General features: G+C 72.5%; 14 protein-coding genes and 1 pseudogene. 5 read left to right on the top strand and 10 right to left on the bottom strand.

The genetic code is table 11. The annotated features are described in order from the left end of the window. Nucleotides 1–5 precede the first annotated feature (5 nt). From ACGF4C_RS01925 to ACGF4C_RS01915, 3 genes and pseudogenes are all read right to left on the bottom strand, one after another. Nucleotides 6–925 (bottom strand): annotated as a pseudogene (locus ACGF4C_RS01925) (metal-dependent hydrolase). A gap of 78 nt (nucleotides 926–1,003) precedes the next feature. Then, nucleotides 1,004–2,734: an SDR family oxidoreductase gene (locus tag ACGF4C_RS01920; protein WP_393562475.1), complete on the bottom strand. Its 1,731-nt coding sequence runs from the start codon at nucleotides 2,732–2,734 to the stop codon at nucleotides 1,004–1,006. Between the two features lie 152 nt (nucleotides 2,735–2,886). Further along, nucleotides 2,887–3,753: a M24 family metallopeptidase gene (locus ACGF4C_RS01915; RefSeq protein WP_393562474.1), complete on the bottom strand. Its 867-nt coding sequence runs from the start codon at nucleotides 3,751–3,753 to the stop codon at nucleotides 2,887–2,889. Nucleotides 3,754–3,957: 204 nt separating this feature from the next. Between ACGF4C_RS01915 and ACGF4C_RS01910 the strand changes: the two genes are divergently transcribed. From ACGF4C_RS01910 to ACGF4C_RS01895, 4 genes are all read left to right on the top strand, one after another. After that, a complete protein-coding gene (locus tag ACGF4C_RS01910; protein ID WP_393562472.1) occupies nucleotides 3,958–5,046 on the top strand; it encodes an ABC transporter ATP-binding protein in 1,089 nt (362 codons plus the stop codon). Between the two features lie 4 nt (nucleotides 5,047–5,050). Then, nucleotides 5,051–5,947, top strand: a complete 897-nt coding sequence (locus ACGF4C_RS01905) for an ABC transporter permease (RefSeq protein WP_393562470.1) — start codon at nucleotides 5,051–5,053, stop codon at nucleotides 5,945–5,947. Continuing rightward, entirely contained in the window at nucleotides 5,944–6,855 is a 912-nt protein-coding gene (locus ACGF4C_RS01900; protein ID WP_393562468.1) for an ABC transporter ATP-binding protein, read from the top strand. Before ACGF4C_RS01905 ends, ACGF4C_RS01900 begins: the two co-directional genes overlap by 4 nt. Nucleotides 6,856–6,939: 84 nt before the next feature. Next, nucleotides 6,940–7,659, top strand: coding sequence for an ABC transporter permease subunit (locus tag ACGF4C_RS01895; RefSeq protein ID WP_393562833.1), 720 nt, complete (start codon nucleotides 6,940–6,942; stop codon nucleotides 7,657–7,659). Nucleotides 7,660–7,709: 50 nt separating this feature from the next. Here ACGF4C_RS01895 and mltG read toward each other — a convergent pair whose 3' ends face one another. From mltG to ACGF4C_RS01870, 5 genes are all read right to left on the bottom strand, one after another. Continuing rightward, a complete protein-coding gene (gene mltG, locus ACGF4C_RS01890; protein ID WP_393562466.1) occupies nucleotides 7,710–8,519 on the bottom strand; it encodes an endolytic transglycosylase MltG in 810 nt (269 codons plus the stop codon). 403 nt (nucleotides 8,520–8,922) lie between these two features. Next, nucleotides 8,923–10,236, bottom strand: coding sequence for a CynX/NimT family MFS transporter (locus ACGF4C_RS01885; protein WP_393562464.1), 1,314 nt, complete (start codon nucleotides 10,234–10,236; stop codon nucleotides 8,923–8,925). Nucleotides 10,237–10,334: 98 nt separating this feature from the next. After that, nucleotides 10,335–11,066 (bottom strand): FadR/GntR family transcriptional regulator, encoded by a 732-nt coding sequence (locus ACGF4C_RS01880; protein WP_393562462.1) that lies wholly within the window; start codon nucleotides 11,064–11,066, stop codon nucleotides 10,335–10,337. A 243-nt stretch (nucleotides 11,067–11,309) separates the two neighbouring features. Next, on the bottom strand, nucleotides 11,310–12,884 hold the full coding sequence (gene lysA / locus ACGF4C_RS01875; RefSeq protein ID WP_393562460.1) for a diaminopimelate decarboxylase: 1,575 nt from the start codon (nucleotides 12,882–12,884) through the stop codon (nucleotides 11,310–11,312). 16 nt (nucleotides 12,885–12,900) lie between these two features. Continuing rightward, on the bottom strand, nucleotides 12,901–13,296 hold the full coding sequence (locus ACGF4C_RS01870) for an SAV_915 family protein (RefSeq protein ID WP_393562459.1): 396 nt from the start codon (nucleotides 13,294–13,296) through the stop codon (nucleotides 12,901–12,903). Between the two features lie 491 nt (nucleotides 13,297–13,787). Between ACGF4C_RS01870 and ACGF4C_RS01865 the strand changes: the two genes are divergently transcribed. Beyond that, nucleotides 13,788–14,864, top strand: coding sequence for a MerR family transcriptional regulator (locus ACGF4C_RS01865; RefSeq protein ID WP_393562458.1), 1,077 nt, complete (start codon nucleotides 13,788–13,790; stop codon nucleotides 14,862–14,864). On the opposite strand, the gene ACGF4C_RS01860 is transcribed toward ACGF4C_RS01865, so the two are convergent. Both ACGF4C_RS01860 and ACGF4C_RS01855 read right to left on the bottom strand, forming a co-directional pair. Continuing rightward, nucleotides 14,815–15,888, bottom strand: a complete 1,074-nt coding sequence (locus ACGF4C_RS01860) for a LysR substrate-binding domain-containing protein (protein ID WP_393562457.1) — start codon at nucleotides 15,886–15,888, stop codon at nucleotides 14,815–14,817. The genes ACGF4C_RS01865 and ACGF4C_RS01860 overlap by 50 nt on opposite strands. A 271-nt stretch (nucleotides 15,889–16,159) precedes the next feature. Then, nucleotides 16,160–16,624, bottom strand: coding sequence for a hypothetical protein (locus ACGF4C_RS01855; RefSeq protein WP_393562455.1), 465 nt, complete (start codon nucleotides 16,622–16,624; stop codon nucleotides 16,160–16,162). Between the last annotated feature and the right edge of the window lie 103 nt (nucleotides 16,625–16,727).

Genomic DNA, 16,727 nt, shown 5'->3' with positions numbered 1-16,727 from the left:
GCGCGTTACGAGACGGCCGCGCGGCCCACCGCGCCCGCCGCGGCCCGGGTGGCCGGCGAGGACGCCAGACAGGCGACGGCCGCGCGCAGCGACCCTTCCTGCGAGGGATGGTACGACCGCCGCAGATAGCGCGGTATCGCCGTTCCCAGCTCACGCCAGGTAGGGAGCAGCCCCTTACGGACGGCCCGGTTGTGCTCCCGCAGTGAGTAGCGGGAGCGGGCGGCGAGCTGCGGGTCGTGCCGGAGGAGGTAGGCCGCGCCCCAGGCCCAGAGGTGGAGCAGCACGGGGCGGTGACGGCCCTGCCGAGCACCCTGCGGGCGTACCGGCCGGGCTCCTCGCCGCCGGTGTGCTGGTCCATGTCGAAGGTGACCGCCCGGTGCTCGACCTCCTCCGCGCCGTGCCGGCGCAGCAGGTCGAGCATGACCGGGTCGGGCCCGGCCCGGTCGAGGCCGCCGGCAGCCAGCACCCAGTTCCCGAGCACTGCGGTGAACTGCTCGATGGCGGCGATCAGGGAGAGCCGGAAGCGCAGCCACTCCCGTTCCGGGACGGGGGCGCCGAGTGGCGGCCGGTCGCCCAGCAGACGCTCGAAGAGGAAGTCGATGTGCCGGGTGTAGGGGCCGGTGTCCAGGCCCTGGTGGGCCAGATGGTCGAGGACGTAGGAGTGCTGGACGCTGTGGGTGGCCTCCTGGCCCATGAAGCCCTTGACGTCCCCGAGGAGCTGCTCGTCCCGGACCAGCGGCAGGGCCTCCTTGAAGACCTTGACGAACCACCGCTCCCCGGCCGGCAGCAGCAGGTGCAGCACGTTGATGACCTGGGTCGCGGTGGGCTCGTCGGGTATCCACCGCAGCGGTGTCGCCCGCCGGTCGAACGAGACCCGGCGCGGGGTGATCGGGTGGTGCTGCTCCTGAAGGGGTGAGGTACTCATGCGCGGCTCCTGACATGCGCAGTTGTCCGGCTCTCGGCAATCGCCGGTCGCTGGGGGCTCCTGCTGGCCGGGTGCGGACTACAGCCGCGGCTCGATCCGGGCGAGGGCGCGCAGGGCCCGCGGGGCGAAGCGCGACAGGAGATGGGCGCCGCGGGCCTCGGGGGTGACGGGCACCACCGCCTGGTTGCGGACCACCGCCCGCAGAACGGCGTCGGCGACCTTCTCCGGCGGGTAGTTGCGCAGTCCGTACATCCGCGCGGCCTTGGCCTGGCGGCGCTTCTCCTCCTCGGCCGACACCCCGGCGAAACGGGCAGTGCTGGTGATGGGGGTGTTGACCAGCCCGGGGCAGATGGCCGAGACGCCGATGCCCTGCCCGGCCAGTTCGGCGCGCAGGCACTCGCTGAGCATCAGGACCGCGGCCTTGGAGGTGCTGTAGGCGGGCAGCACCTTCGACGGCTGGAAGGCGGCCGCCGAGGCGGTGTTGACGATGTGGCCGCCCTGACCGCGGTCGGCCATCCGCTTGCCGAAGATCCGGCAGCCGTGGATGACCCCCCACAGATTGACGTCCAGCACCTTCTTCCAGTCGTCGGTGGTGGTCTGCAGGAAGGAGCCGGACAGGCCGATCCCGGCGTTGTTCACCAGCACGTCCACGGGGCCGTACTCGGCGTCGACCTTGTCGGCGAGCTTCTCCATGGCGGCCTCGTCCGCGACGTCGACGACCTCGGGCCAGGCCTGCGGGGCGCCGATCAGACGGGCCAGCTCGGCGGTCCGCGCCGCGCCGTCCGCGTCCCGGTCGACGGCGACGATCCGGGCGCCGGCTTCCGCGAAGGCGAACGCGGTGGCCCGGCCGATGCCGCTGGCTGCGCCGGTCACCAGCACCAGCTGGCCGCCGAACCGGTCGGCGTACGGACCACGGGCCGCGCCCTGCTTCGCCGGATCGCCCTCCTCCTTGGCGGTGACGAACTCGGTGATCCAGGAGACCAGTTGGTCCGGGCGGGTGCGGGGGACCCAGTGCTTGGCCGGGAGGGTGCGGCGGACGAGCTGCGGCGCCCACTGCTCCAGGTCGTCGTAGAGCCGCTGGGAGAGGAAGGCGTCCCCGGTGGGGGTGATCAGCTGGACCGGGCAGTGCGCGTAGGCGTCGGCGCGCGGGCGGCGGAGCCGGGCGCGGACGTTGTCGCGGTAGAGCCAGGCGCCGTGGGCCGCGTCGGTGGGCAGCGAGGCGGTCGGGTAGTCCCCGGCCGGCACCTTCTCCACCCGCTGCAGGATTCCCGGCCAGCGCTTGCCGAGCGGGCCCTTCCAGGCCAGTTCGGGCAGCACAGGTGTGTGCAGCAGGTAGACGTACCAGGACTTGGCGCCCTGGTTGAGGAGCTGGGCGGTACGGCGCGGGGTGGGCCGCACCATCCGCTTCTTGATCCAGTGGCCGAAGTGGTCCAGCGACGGCCCCGACATGGACGTGAAGGAGGCGATCCGGCCCTCCGTGCGGCGCACGGTGGCGAACTCCCAGGCCTGCACCGAGCCCCAGTCGTGGCCCACGACGTGCACCGGGCGGTCGGGGCTGACGGCGTCGGCGACGGCCAGGAAATCGTCGGTCAGCTTCTCCAGGGTGAAGCCACCGTGCAGCGGCCGCGGGGCGGTGGACCGGCCGCAGCCCCGGACGTCGTAGAGCACCACATGGAAGCGGTCGGCCAGCTGGCGGGCCACCTCGGACCATACCTCCTTGCTGTCCGGATAGCCGTGCACCAGCACCACCGTGGGGTGCTCCCGGTCGCCCAGCTCGGCGATGCACAACTCCACGCCGCCGGTGTGCACCCAGCGCTCCGTCGCCCCGGCGAGCCCAGGCCCCCCGCCCGATGCCCGGCCCACAGCCCCGCCAGAGGCCTGGCCCGGCGCCCCGCCCTGCGTCCGGCCCCGCTCCTGGCCGCGGCCCGCAGCCGCGTCCCGTCCCCGTCCACGTCCCGTCTTCACGCGGCCTTCTCCTCCTGCCAGCGCCGCACATGCGGCAGATCGTCGTCCAGCCAAAAAGCGCTTTCCTGGGGGTCCTTGGAGTCCGTCACGACCAGGATCTCCTCGAACTTCGCGCCGGTGCCCCGGAACCCGAGGTGGGGTTCGACCGCCCACAGCCCCGGCTGCGGCGGATGGTCGGAAAAGGTGTACGGGCTCCACAGCGGGGACCAGCCGTCCCGGTGGCCGTGCAGCGCATCGGACGCGAGGCCCTTGAGGGACTGGGTGCCGAACCCGAAGAGGGTGGGGGACCAGCGGCGCTGCCGGACCCGGTCGATCTTGTGCGCGATGACGCCGAAGGGGTAGGCGCGATGGCGGTTGGCATAGCCCTGCCGCACCATGAGCCGGTCGACGTCGTGGTAGATCTCCCGCAGCGGGCGGCGTTCGCGGACCTCGCGCAGGATGAGATCGCGGTGCGCCTCCAGGTCGGCGAGCAGCTTGTCGTGCACGGGGTTGAGGCCGAGGCAGCCGGAGTAGCCGATGTCGGCGGTGAAGCCCTGGTGGACGGGGGCCATGTCGAGGATGAAGGGCATCCCCGGTTCCAGCTCGCGGTGGGTGGGGAAGAACTGCAGCGGTACCCGGAAGTTGACGAACGCGGTGCGGTCGCCGAACCAGGCGAACGGCAGGTGGAACCAGTCCCGCACCCCGCGCTCGCGCAGCCACTCACGCTGCATCCGCGCCGCCGCGCGCTCGGTGATCCCGGGCCTGAGCTGGGCGGCCACGGCCTCCGCGCAGGCGTAGGCGAGCCGCTGGACCTCTCTGAACCCCCTTAGCTCTGCGGTGAGTTCGCCGGCTGCTGCTGAGGTCGCTGTGGTGACTGGGGCCATCGCCAACCGTCCGTCCGTGAGCCGTTCATCGCGGTACGCGCCCGTAACTTGACACTGATGAATGTGACAATGACCAGCGGCGGCGTCAAGGGGGCCGACGCACCCGGCAGGCGGAAGCCGGACGGCCCGCCCCTAGGTGCCCGACCCTGAGACGAGGGCCGCTCAAAGCACGAGACCCCTACGGGCTCGTAATACCGCAGGGGGATGCGGATACCGACTTGTGGGTTGACGACCGGTGTGGCGGGCGCCACTACCGTCGAAGACGTGACTGTGATCGTGACCGAAAGCCTGAGCAAGCGGTACCCGCGGGTGACCGCTCTGGACCGGCTCTCCGTTGACATCGCCCCCGGCGTGACGGGCCTGGTGGGTGCCAACGGCGCCGGAAAGTCCACCCTGATCAAGATCCTGCTCGGACTGGCCCCGGCCAGCGAGGGATCGGCGCGCGTCCTCGGCCTGGACGTGGCCAAGGACGGCAACGCCATCCGCGAGCGGGTCGGCTACATGCCCGAGCACGACTGCCTGCCGCCGGACGTCTCGGCCACCGAGTTCGTCGTGCACATGGCCCGGATGTCGGGACTGCCGCCGACCGCCGCCCGCGAGCGCACCGCCGACACCCTGCGCCACGTCGGCCTCTACGAGGAGCGCTACCGCCCCATCGGCGGCTACTCGACGGGCATGAAGCAGCGGGTGAAGCTGGCCCAGGCGCTGGTCCACGACCCGCAGCTGGTGTTCCTCGACGAGCCCACCAACGGCCTCGACCCGGCCGGCCGGGACGAGATGCTCGGCCTGATCCGGCGGGTCCACACCGACTTCGGCATCTCCGTCCTCGTGACCTCGCACCTCCTCGGCGAGCTGGAGCGCACCTGCGACCACGTCGTCGTCATCGACGGCGGCAAGCTGCTGCGGTCCTCCGCCACCGATGAGTTCACGCAGGTCACGACCTCCCTCGCGGTGGAGGTCACGGACACCGAGGCCCACCCGGACGGCACCGAGGCGCTGCGCGCGGCCCTGGCCGCCGCCGGCGTCGCGGTGACGGCCGGCACCCAGGGCGCCGGCGGCCTCCCCTCCTCCGGGCACCTCCTGTTCGTCGAGGCGGCCGGTGAGCAGACCTACGACCTGGTGCGGGACACCGTCGCCGGACTCGGACTCGGCCTGATCCGGATGGAACAGCGCCGCCACCAGATCGCCGAGGTCTTCCGCGACGCGGACCGGGCCCAATCCACCCCCACCCCCGCAGGCGCCCCGGGCGCCCCGTACGCCACCCAGGAAGGAGGCGCCCACGATGTCGCCTGAGCCCATGACCCCGGCATCCACCGCCCCACCCGGCGCCTCCATCCACAACATCGGCTACCGCCATTACGACGGCCCGCGGCTGGGCCGCGCCTATGCCCGCCGGTCGCTCTTCTCGCAGAGCCTGCGCGGCGCCTATGGCCTCGGCCGCTCGGCCAAGAGCAAGGTGCTGCCGATGCTGCTCTTCGCGGTGATGTGCCTGCCCGCCGCGATCATGGTCGCGGTCGCGGTGTTCACCAAGGCCGGCAGCCTCCCGGTCGGCTACACCCGCTACGCCATCTACCTCCAGGCCGTCATCGGCCTCTATCTGGCCGCCCAGGCCCCGCAGTCGGTCTCCCGGGACCTGCGCTTCAAGACCGTGCCGCTGTATTTCTCCCGCCCCATCGAGCGCGGCGACTACGTGGCCTCGAAGTTCGCGGCGATGGCGAGCGCCCTGTTCGTCCTCACCGCCGCCCCGCTGCTCGTCCTCTACGTCGGTGCGCTGCTGGCGAAGATGGACTTCCTCGAGCAGACCAAGGGCTTCGCCCAAGGGCTGGTCTCCGTGGTGCTGCTGTCGCTGCTGTTCGCCGGGATAGGGCTGGTCGTCTCCGCGCTCACCCCGCGTCGCGGCTTCGGCGTCGCCGCCGTGATCGCCGTCCTCACCATCCCGTACGGCGCGGTGAGCGCGGTCCAGGGCATCGCCTTCGTCCAGGGCAACGAGGCCGCCGTCGGCTGGCTCGGACTGTTCTCCCCCATCACGCTCATCGACGGGGTGCAGTCCACGTTCCTCGGCGGGAGCAGCTCCTTCCCCAACGGGCTCGCGCCGTCGACCGGCGCCGGGTTCGTCTACCTCCTCGTCACCCTGATCGCCATCGCCGGCTGCTATGCCCTGCTGATGCGCCGCTACCGGAAGGCCGGTCTATGAGCACCCTCCACATCGACCACGCCTCGCGCTGGTTCGGCAATGTCGTGGCCGTCAACGACATCACGATGACCATCGGCCCCGGCGTGACCGGCCTGCTCGGCCCCAACGGCGCCGGCAAGTCCACGCTGATCAACATGATGGGTGGCTTCCTCGCCCCCTCCAACGGCTCGGTCACCCTCGACGGGACGACGATCTGGCGCAACGCCGGCATCTACCGTCACATCGGCATCGTCCCGGAGCGCGAGGCGATGTACGACTTCCTCACCGGGCGCGAATTCGTCGTGGCCAACGCCGAGTTGCACGGCCTCGGGCGGCGGGAGGCGGCCCGGGCGCTGGCCACCGTGGAGATGGAGTACGCCCAGGACCGCAAGATCGCCACGTACAGCAAGGGCATGCGGCAGCGCGTGAAGATGGCCTCCGCGCTGGTCCACGACCCGTCTGTGCTGCTGCTCGACGAGCCTTTCAACGGCATGGACCCGCGCCAGCGGATGCAGCTGATGGAACTGCTGCGCCGGATGGGCGACGAGGGGCGCACGGTCCTGTTCTCCTCGCACATCCTGGAGGAGGTCGAGCAACTCGCCTCGCACATCGAGGTGGTGGTCGCCGGCCGGCACGCCGCGTCCGGCGACTTCCGCAAGATCCGCCGGCTGATGACCGACCGCCCGCACCGCTATCTCGTCCGGTCCGACGACGACCGGGCGCTGGCGGGCGCGCTGATCGCCGACCCCTCGACGTCCGGGATCGAGGTCGATCTCGTCGAGGGCGGACTGCGCATCCAGGCGGTCGACTTCGGCCGCTTCACCGAACTCCTGCCGCGGGTCGCCCGCGACCACGGCATCCGACTGCTGACCGTCTCGCCCTCCGACGAATCGCTGGAATCCGTCTTCTCCTACCTCGTAGCGGCCTGAGGCTGAAAGGAGCCCTGACGCATGTCCACGAGCACGACCACCCCGACCGCCCCGCCGGCACCGGCCGCCGCGCCCCGGGCCTCGCTGTTCCACCCGACCGTCGCCCGGCTCACCTACCGTGCCCTGCTCGGCCGGCGGCGGGCCCTGATCCTCTTCGTGCTGCCCGCCCTGCTCATCGTCATCGCGGTGGCCGTCCGTGTCCTGGCCGGCGCCGATGACACCACCGCCGGCGGCATCCTGGGCGGCTTCGCCCTGGGCACGATGGTGCCGCTGATCGGCGTCATCGCCGGCACCGGCGCGATCGGACCGGAGATCGACGACGGATCGGTGGTCTACCTGCTGTCCAAGCCGGTTCCCCGGCCGACGATCATCTTCACCAAACTGCTGGTCGCGATCGGCGTCACGGTCGCCTTCTCCGCCCTCCCCGTGCTGCTCGCCGGCTTCCTGCTGAACGGCAACAGCCAGCAGATAGCGGTCGGGTACGCCGTGTCCGCGGCCGTCGCCGCGGTCGCCTACAGTGCGCTCTTCCTCCTCTTCGGCACGATCACCCGGCACGCCGTGGTCTTCGGGCTGGTCTACGCCCTGGTCTGGGAGGCGCTGGTCGGCAACCTCGTGCCCGGCGCGCGAACCCTCAGCATCCAGCAGTGGGCCCTCGCCATCGGCCAGCAGACCGCCGCCGAAGGAGCGATCACCTCGGCCGTCCAACTGCCTCTTGCCATAGGGATGTTGGTTGCCCTCACCGCCGCCGCGACCTGGTACGCCGGCCGCCGGCTGAAGGCACTCACCCTGGCGGGCGAGGAGTAGAGCGCCGATCCGGTGCCGGCTGTCCCACCGGCTGCTCCTGCGGCCTGGGCCTAGGCGCCGCCGCCGTTCTTCTGCCGGTCGTTGAACTCCTGCACGTTCTTCAGGTGCTCCTGGTAGTCGGCGGTGAAGCGGGTGTCGCCCGGTTTGACGGTGACGAAGTACAGCCAGTCACCCGCGGGCGGCGCGCCGGCCGCCTTGAGGGCGTCCGCTCCGGGGTTGTCGATCGGGGTGGGCGGCAGGCCCTCGTAGCGGTAGGTGTTGTACGGGCTCTCGGTGCGGGTGTCGGCATGGCTGGTGCGGAGTGTGCTGCGGCCCAGCGCGTAATTGATCGTCGAGTCCATCTGCAGCGGCATGTGCCGGGCCAGCCGGTTGTTGATCACCCGCGCGACCTTGCCCATGTCGGCTGGCCGGTCCGCCTCCGCCTGCACGATGCTGGCGATCACCACCGTCCGGTAGGAGGTGATGTGGTCCTCGGCGAGCCGCTGGTTGCCGGTCTTGACCATGTACGAGAGCAACGACGCCGGGGTGGTGTCCGAGCGGATCGGATACGTCGCCGGGAAGAGGTAGCCCTCCGGGTTGCCCTTCGCCTCGGCCGGCAGCGGGAGGTGCGCCGTCTTGGCGGCCTTCGCCGTGGACCCGCCGGGCAGGTGGAGGGCCTTGTCCGCGGCGGCGTAGATCTGGGCGGCCCGCCGGCCCTCGGGGACGGTCAAGGTCTCCTCGTTCGCCCGTTCCCGCAGCAGCCGGGTCACCAGGACCACGGCGAGGACGACCAGGACGGCCAGCACGGCCACCACGATGAGCCGGCCGGCGCGGGAGAACCGCGGGCCCGGCCGGTGATCGGTGTGCTGAACATCGCTCATGGAGGCACGGTAAGCCACGCCCCCCGGGCCCCCGGGCGGCCACCCCCGGATCGTTGCCAACGACGGAGATCGTTCACCGGCCCGCCATCCCCCGCCCACACGAGACGTCACCGCCGGGCTGTTCCGTAAGGGTGGTGGCCCGATGCCTGGCCATTGCCGTCAGCGCGGTGGATGGATGCCGTCCGCTGGCTGTCGCCTGCGATTTGCCGGTCGCCACCGCCACCGCTGCTCGCCACCCGCCACCTTCGCTCGCGCCTGCCCTCGGCTCGGTGGCTACCCGTCGCCCGTCGTGTGCCGTCGGGCCGGGTGCGAGCGCCCGCCAGCCGTACGAGGCTCCCGGGCCCCTGCCAGGCGCGCCCACCGAGCGGCGCCGTGCTCGGCAGGGTGGGCCCGGTGTACGTCGTCAGGGTGTGTACGGTGCCGTCTCCCCGATGCGGCGGTTGCGGCCGGCGCCCATGGCGAGCAGGGCCAGGCCGGCGCAGACGGTGAGCAGGAGGAGGAGGGGGACGGTCCAGCCGTTGGTCAGCTGGTGGACGGCGCCGAGGGCGAGGGGGCCGACGGCGGCGAGGAGGTAGCCACCGGTCTGCGCCATACCGGAAAGGCGGGCGGCCGTATGGGCGTCGCCGGAGCGCAGCACCATCATCGTCAGGGCCAGCCCCAGCGCACCGCCCTGCCCGACCCCGAGCAGCGCCGCCCACAGCCAGGCACCCGCCACCGGCGCCATGAGCAGTCCGACGACGCCGCAGGCCATCAGGGCGGACACTGCCACACCCAGCAGCCGCTGCCGCCGCATCCGCCCCGCCAGCACCGGCACCACGAACGAACCGGCCATCTGCAGCAGCGTGCTGAACGCGAAGACCAGCCCCGCTTCGCCCTTGCCCATCCCGTGGTCGGTGAAGATCGTCGGCATCCAGGCGATGACCACGTAGGCGACCAGCGATTGCGAGCCCATGAACAGCGTGACCTGCCAGGCGAGCGGCGAGCGGGCGAGCTTCGGGCCGCGCCCGGCCGGGTGCGCGGGCGTGGCCGCGGCGGCGCCGTGCCGGGTGCCGCGCCGCGCCAGTACCGCCTGCGGGACCCAGACCACCGCGGCGACGGCGGCCAGCAGCGCCCAGGAGACCAGCGACCCCTGCCAGCCGCCGAGCGCGCTCTCCAGCGGTACGGCCGTGGCGGCGGAGACGGTCGCGCCGAGGATCATCGCGGTCGAGTACAGCGCCGTCATCCCGGCGGCCCGGTCCGGGAAGTCCCGCTTGATCAGGCCGGGCATCAGCACGTTCAGCAGGGCGATGGCCGCACCGACCACCGCGCAGCCGGCGAACAGGGCGACCACCGGCGGCGCGATCCGCAGCACGATGCCGCCGCACAGCGTCACCAGCGCCCCGCACAGCACGGTCTCGGTGCCCCAGCGCCGGGCCAGTGCGGGTGCGACGACCGAGCCCAGTCCCATGAAGATCAGCGGGATGGTGGTCACCAGGCTGCTGATGGTGGCGGGCAGATGGAAGTGCGTGCCGATCTCCCCGAGCAGCGGCGACACCCCGGCGAGCGCCGCCCGCATGTTGAGCGCGGCGAGGACGATCCCGGCCAGCACGAGCGCCGGATGGACGGTCCGCAGCCGGCGCCGGGCCGCGGCGACCGCCGGTGCCGCGACGAGATCCTCCTCGGCATCGATCAGCCGAGCGTCCGGGCTCGACGGAGCAGCGGGTCGAGATCCTGACATGCGTACATACCTCGCCAAGCGTTACGGGAACGGAGAGAAAGAAAGGGGGAAGCGGGGGCTGGGGAGACCGGGAGGAGGGGGAAGCGGGAGCCAGGGGGTCAGGCGTGTGGCGTGGGTGCGGGTGGTTCGCCGAGCAGGGCTTCTACGGCCCGTTTCGGCTTCTCCAGCAGGTCGCGGGTGGCCCGCTCCGCGGCGTCCGGGTCGCCCGCGGCGATCGCGTCCAGAACGGCGCGGTGGTCGCCGTGCACGATCTTCGGCATCGCCTGGTCGTCCAGCGCGCTGACCAGCGCCTCCCGTACGGAGCTGCTGAACCAGCCGTAGGTCGCGGTCAGCGCGGTGTTGTGGGCGGCGTCGACGACGGCTTTGTGGAAGGCGATGTCGTGATCGGCGTAGAGCTCCAGGCTGCCGGAGCCGGGCTGGCCGGACGCGTCCGCCAGCTCGGCCTGGGCGTCCAGGGCCGCGCGCATCCGCTCCAGGTCGTCCGGGCGGTGCCGGAGCGCGGCCAGCCGGGCGGCCTCCGCCTCCAGTGCGATCCGCAGCTCCAGCACGTCGCGGATACCGGCCCGCCGCACCCCGCGCAGGATGTCGCCCGGGTCCGCGGTGGAGACGACGAAGGTTCCCTCGCCCTGCCGCGAGCGCAGCATCCCGGCGTGCACGAGGACCCGGACGGCCTCGCGCACGGTGTTGCGGCCGACCTGCAACTGCTCGGCGAGCGCGTGCTCGGTGGGGATCCGCGAGCCGACCGGCCACTCCCCGGCCGTCAGCTGGGCCCGCAGCGCTTCGACCACGGTGTCCACGAGGGATCGCCGTCCCGCCGCCTGCAGTGCCATCTCCGTTTGCCCTTGCCTTTTCCTGTTGCTCGGGGCGGGGGCGCGGTTGGCCGCCCCTGCTCAGTCACCCGCCAGTTGCCCAGTCATCCTACAAATATGGGTTCATGGTACATGGAAGTTGCGGGGGTACTGCCTCGGCTTGACTGCCCCGGGCAGCGGGGCAGTCTCGCCCGGGCAGCGGGCAGCGGGCAGCGGGCAGAGGATGGGTGGCGTTCAGGGAGCGATCCCCACCCCGCCCAGACCTCACAGACCGATATCGCGTTCCTGGATGTCCGCCAGGGATTCACGGCGGACGAGGAGGCGGGCGGTGCCTGAGGTGACGGCGACGACCGGAGGGCGGCCGACGAGGTTGTAGCCGGAGGCCATGGAGAGGTGATACGCGCCGGCCACGGGCACGGCGAGCAGGTCGCCGGGGCGGAGGTCGCCGGGCAGCCGGGCGTCGGCGGCCAGTACGTCGCCGGCCGCGCAGTGCCGGCCGACGACGGTGACCCGTTCCGGGGCGGCCGACGAGGACCGGCCGACCAGCCGGGGCGCGTAGCGCACCCCGTACAGCGCGGGCCGCGGGTTGTCGCTCATCCCGCCGTCCACCGCCACGAAGAGGTGCGTCCCGGTGCGCTTGACGGACAGCACCCGGTAGAGGACGACTCCGGACGGGCCGACGATCGCGCGGCCGGGTTCGACGGCGAGCCGGGGCACCGGCAGTCCGGCCGCCGCACAGCCGCGTGCCAGCTCGGCGCGGATCCGGGCGCCGAGCGCGGCGATGTCGAGCGCGGGCTCGCCGGGCCGGTACGCGACGCCGTGCCCGCCGCCGAGGTCCAGCTCGGGCAGGGTGACACCGTGCTGTTCGCGGATCCGTGCCAGCAGGCCGACCAGCCGCCGTACGGCCGACAGATACGGCTTGACGGTGGTGATCTGGGAGCCCAAGTGGCAGTGCAGACCGGTGAGTTCGAGGCGCGGCTGGCCGAGGACCCGGGTGATGGCGTGCTGTGCGGAACCGTCCGCGATCGACAGCCCGAACTTCTGGTCGTCGGTCCCGGTCCGGACCTTGGCGTGACCGCCCGCGGCGATTCCCGGAACGACCCGGATCAGCACCTTCTGGCGCGTACCGGCCGGGACCGCCGCGGCCAGCCGGGCGATCTCGGAGGTGGAGTCGATGACGATCCGCCCGACGCCGAGCCGGAGCGCGGCCCCCAGGTCCGCCGGGCTCTTGGCGTTGCCGTGCAGCACGATCCGCCCGGGCGGGAAGCCGGTGGTGACGGCGAGTTCCAGTTCGCCCGCGGAGCAGACGTCCAGGCCGAGGCCCTCTTCGTGCACCCAGTGGACCATGGCGCGACAGAGGAACGCCTTGGCCGCGTAGAAGACGTCGGCGTCGGGGAAGGCCCGGAGGTAGGCGCGGCAGCGGTGGCGCACCTCGTCCTCGTCCACCACGTAGGCGGGGGTACCGAAGCGGTCGGCCAGTTCGGTCAGCGGGACGCCGCCGAGGGTGAGGTCACCGGGGCCGTGCGGCAACGTGGAGCCGGGCCAGACGGAGAGCGGGTCGGACGGCGGGGTGGGGAGTGCATCGGGCAGCGGATCGGGCCGTGCATCCGACAGTGGATCGGGCAGCGGATCGGGCAGCGTGTCCCTCAGGGGGTCGGTGGGGGCCGGTGTCGGTGCCGGTGCCGGTGCCGGTGAGGGCGCGGGTGCGGCCGCTGGTGCCGGGGCGGTGAGGGGGCCGGCGGTCGCAGCCGGTGCCGGGGCGGTGAGAGGCCCGGGGGCCGCGGGCGGTGTCGGGGTGCCGGGCTCCTGGGCGGTGCGGGGCAGGGTGCTGTGGCTCATGGTGTGTTCGCCCCTCTCAGACGGCCCGCAGGTGCGGCGTACGGGACGCCTGGGCCAGGTGCGAGGCGCCCGCTGTCCGGGCCGCCTGGGGCACGCGTGGTGCGCCCGGGGCGCGGGTGGCGCGGGGGGCCTCCGGAGTGAGACGGGGATCGACGGTCAGGGCCGTCGCCCCGAGGGGCTCGGCGAGCGCCCGCAGGGCCGGCTCGGAGAGCCTGACCCACGGCTGGCCGCCGCCGAGGGCCGCGGCCAGGCGTTGGGCCGAGGTGAAGCCGACGGCGGTACGCCCGCCGAGCGCGGTGCGGAACAGGCGGGCCGTACAGCCCGCGGGGCCCGACCGGACGGGGACGAACAGAGGCCCGGCCGGGATGCGATCGGAGGGCTCGGGATCTTCCGCGTAGAGATGGTGGGACACGGCGTTGCTCCTCGAACGGGACATCGGCGGCCCCGGACCGGTGGATGACGATGCGTATGCCGGGGCTCGGCTCTGCCGACGCTATGCCCGGAGAACGGACCCCTCCGCCGGATGCTGACGCGTCATTGACGAGTTGTGGCCCCTACTTGACGCGATGCTGCTGCCCGGTGGCCGATTGTGGGACGGGAGTGACGCGGTGGAGCCGGACCCACCGCTGCTCGCTCCGGACCAACCGCCGCCCGTTCCATGCACACGGCTGCTCACTCCGGGCGCACTGCTGCTCGTTCCGGACCAACCACCGCCTGTTCCAGGCGCACCGCCGCTCTTTCGGGCTGACTGCCGGCTCGTTCCGGGCTGAGTACCGGGACGCCCCGGGCCGCCTGCCGGCTCGTTCCGCGCGGCCACGGCAGGGTGGGCCAACGCCGTCCCCCATCGGGTGGACCGCCGCTCTTGACCTTGACACTGTGGAAAGCACTCCACTGGAAGGCGTCATGTTCAGCATCGGAGATTTCGCCCAGTACGGCCGCGTATCGGCGCGCATGCTGCGCCACTACGACGCGATCGGGCTGCTGTGCCCGGCCCGTACCGACCCCGTCACCGGTTACCGCTTCTACGAAGCGGCCCAGCTCGCCCGGCTCAACCGGATCATCGCCCTCAAGAACCTCGGATTCAGCCTCCAACAGGTGGGGGCGATCCTGGCCGAGGAGGTGAGCGTGCCGGAACTGCGCGGCATGCTGCGGCTGCGCCGGGCGGAGCTGGAGGCGACGCTGACCGCGGCCGGCGAACGGCTGGCGCAGGTCGAGGCGAGGCTCCGCTCCATCGAGAGTGAGGGACACATGTCTGCCGACGATGTGGTGGTCAAGCCGACCGGGACGGTACTGCTCGCCGAGCTGAGCGGGATCGCCGCAAGTTACGGGCCCGAGCACATCGGTCCGGTGATCCAGCCGCTCTACGCGGAGCTGTGCGCACGCCTGGAGGCGGCGGGCGTCACCCCGGCGGGACCGGGTCTCGCGTATTACGAGGCCGTTCACGAGGCCGCTTACGAGACCGTACCGGGCGACTACGAGCACGCGCCCGGCGACCGCGGCGCAAACGGAGGCCACGGCGGCATACCCGGCGGCCGTAGGAACGTACCCGAGGGCCACGCGGACGTACCGGGGAGCGCGTCAGCCGCGGCGGCCGCGGCGGGGTACGAGCCGGGGTACGAGCCCGGGCCCGGTGCCGTCGTCGTGCATGCCGGGCTGACGGTCACCGCGGAGGCGCTGGCCAGGGCCGGCGCCCGGAGCGGCGGGACGGGCGCGCCGGCCACCCGCACCCCCACCGCGACCGGCCTCGGCTTCGATGTGGTCGCGCTGCCCGGTCTGGAGTGCGCCGCCACGGTGGTGCACCGCGGACCGATGAGCCGCATCCTGCCCACCGCACAGAACCTGGCGCACTGGATCGACGCGAACGGCTACCGCTCCGCCGGATACGCCCGCGAGCTCTACCTGGAGTGCCCGCCGGACCAGGAGAAGTGGGTCACGGAGATCCAGGAACCGGTGGTGCGGGCCGCCCCAGAGACGCCGTGACGGTCTCCGCGAACGCCACCGCCGCCGGGCTCAGGGCATCCCACTGACGCACCGCCCACCCCGTGGCGAGCGGCGGCAACGCGGGGATCGGGACCAGCCGCAGGGACGGATGGGCGGCGGCCCGGAGACCCGGGAGCCGGGGGACGACCGCGGGGCCGACGCCGAGTTCGGCCAGCAGCAGCGCGGTGTCCCAGTCGGCGACGCTGGTGGTGCTCGGCGGCGGCAGCACGGCGGCACCGGGGCCCTGCCCGTGAGGTGGCTCCCCATGGCTGTGGTGCCCGTGCCCGCCGGAGCGATGGCTGTGGTGTCCGGCGAGCTGGTGGTTGTGGTGTTCGTCGGGCTGGTGGTTGTGGTGTTCGTCGGAGCGATGGCTGTGGTGCCCGTCGAGCCGATGGCTGAGGTGTCCGTCGAGCCGCATGCGGGAGGTGGAGTTCTCCGGCAGCCGTATGTGCCGGATGCCGGCGAGTTCCTCCGGCTCGATCCGTTCCCGGGCGGCGAGCGGATCATCGCTGCGTACGGCGAGCACCCACGGCAGTCCGATCACCGGATGCTGCTCGAGGCCGCGCACCGCTGGGCCGATGGTGATCCAGGCCAGTTCGGAGTCGCCGTCCGCCACCGCCTCGAAGCAATGGCGGCTCGAACTCTCGGTCCGGAACTCCAGGTTGACGTGCGGATGGCGACCGCGGAAGGCGACCACGGCCCCGGACATGAAGTGCCGTACGGTCGTCGCGCCGGTGGTGACGCGTACGGTGCCGCCGTCGCCCGCCCGCAGATCGGCGAGTTGTCGTAGCGCCAGGTCCAGCCCGCTCAGACCGTCCGCCGCGGCGCGCTGGAGGATCCGGCCGGCCTGGGTGGGGGCGACCCCGCGCGGCCGGCGTTCCAGGAGCCCGATGCCCGTCTCGCGTTCCAGGCGCTTGATGCGCTGGCTGACGGCCGACTGGGTGCAGCCCAGGTCACGGGCGACGGCGCTGAGATTGCCCGCCTCGCAGACCGCCACGAAGGCGCGCAGATCATCGAGAGTCACCCGGGTACGCTACGCCGCGCCATGCGCCCAACCCAAGCCTCAGCTAAGGAATTTGGAAGGAGACCAGAGGATTGACTTGGGCCTGCGGCGACGCGACGATCGTCCCGGGCCCCGGGCGGCAACCCGGAACCGCGTACGGCCGTACGGTTCCGGGTGCCGACCCAGCACCGCACCACCGGGTGGGCGGCTGCCGGCGATGCGTCACCGCTCAGCGGGAGGTCACCGCTTAGCGATACGTCAGCGCCCTCCGGCTCCGCTCGCCGGTAACGCGTCACCCCGCGGCGAACGACGACCGCAGCTGCCGGCCGTTGACGATCAGTGCGACGCCGAGCAGGGCGATGCCGCAGACTCCCTGCTCGATCTTCAGCCACACCGGGAAGGCGCCGGGGATCGCGATGATCACCGCGATGGCCGCCAGCATCACGCCGGAGAGGATCCGCACACGGCGGTACGCCGGGCGGGAACCCCGGACCGCGCGGAGGGCGGAGACGAACATCACCACCGCACTGGCCACGACGATGGCGGTGCGCACCCAGACGGCGTCGTTCACCACCGCGGCGTCGTCGCGCAGGGCGACGACGGCCGCGAGGGTGAGGACGCTGAGGCCGAGATAGCCGCCGACGAGCAACGTCGTGCGGCGGAGGGCCGCCAGAGCGCGCGGGGCGAGCGGCACCTTGGCCGAGGCGGGGAGGGCGGCGGGGGAGGAGGTCTCGGGGCGTAAGTCGCGGGCGGCCATGGGTTTCGTCCTTTCGTTCCGTCGGAGGGCCGGTTCCAGGATCCGGCCCGCCCGGCGCCGATTCCTCGGCCGCGTGGACGAGACGAGACACGGCCGCTTTCCG

Source organism: Streptomyces sp. NPDC048197 (assembly GCF_043202395.1).
GTDB classification, from domain to species: Bacteria; Actinomycetota; Actinomycetes; order Streptomycetales; family Streptomycetaceae; genus Streptomyces; species Streptomyces siderophoricus.
Note: the sequence above shows the minus strand (reverse complement) of the source record. Positions and strands in the feature narration are given on the sequence as shown.

Excerpts from the sequence above, each read along its gene's own strand:
- ACGF4C_RS01915 (WP_393562474.1), bottom strand. The coding sequence starts at position 3,753 with ATGGCCCCAGTCACCACAGCGACCTCAGCAGCAGCCGGCGAACTCACC.
- ACGF4C_RS01910 (WP_393562472.1), top strand. The coding sequence starts at position 3,958 with ATGCGGATACCGACTTGTGGGTTGACGACCGGTGTGGCGGGCGCCACT.
- ACGF4C_RS01905 (WP_393562470.1), top strand. The coding sequence starts at position 5,051 with ATGACCCCGGCATCCACCGCCCCACCCGGCGCCTCCATCCACAACATC.
- ACGF4C_RS01900 (WP_393562468.1), top strand. The coding sequence starts at position 5,944 with ATGAGCACCCTCCACATCGACCACGCCTCGCGCTGGTTCGGCAATGTC.
- mltG (WP_393562466.1), bottom strand. The coding sequence starts at position 8,519 with ATGAGCGATGTTCAGCACACCGATCACCGGCCGGGCCCGCGGTTCTCC.
- ACGF4C_RS01885 (WP_393562464.1), bottom strand. The coding sequence starts at position 10,236 with ATGTCAGGATCTCGACCCGCTGCTCCGTCGAGCCCGGACGCTCGGCTG.
- ACGF4C_RS01880 (WP_393562462.1), bottom strand. The coding sequence starts at position 11,066 with ATGGCACTGCAGGCGGCGGGACGGCGATCCCTCGTGGACACCGTGGTC.
- lysA (WP_393562460.1), bottom strand. The coding sequence starts at position 12,884 with ATGAGCCACAGCACCCTGCCCCGCACCGCCCAGGAGCCCGGCACCCCG.
- ACGF4C_RS01865 (WP_393562458.1), top strand. The coding sequence starts at position 13,788 with ATGTTCAGCATCGGAGATTTCGCCCAGTACGGCCGCGTATCGGCGCGC.
- ACGF4C_RS01855 (WP_393562455.1), bottom strand. The coding sequence starts at position 16,624 with ATGGCCGCCCGCGACTTACGCCCCGAGACCTCCTCCCCCGCCGCCCTC.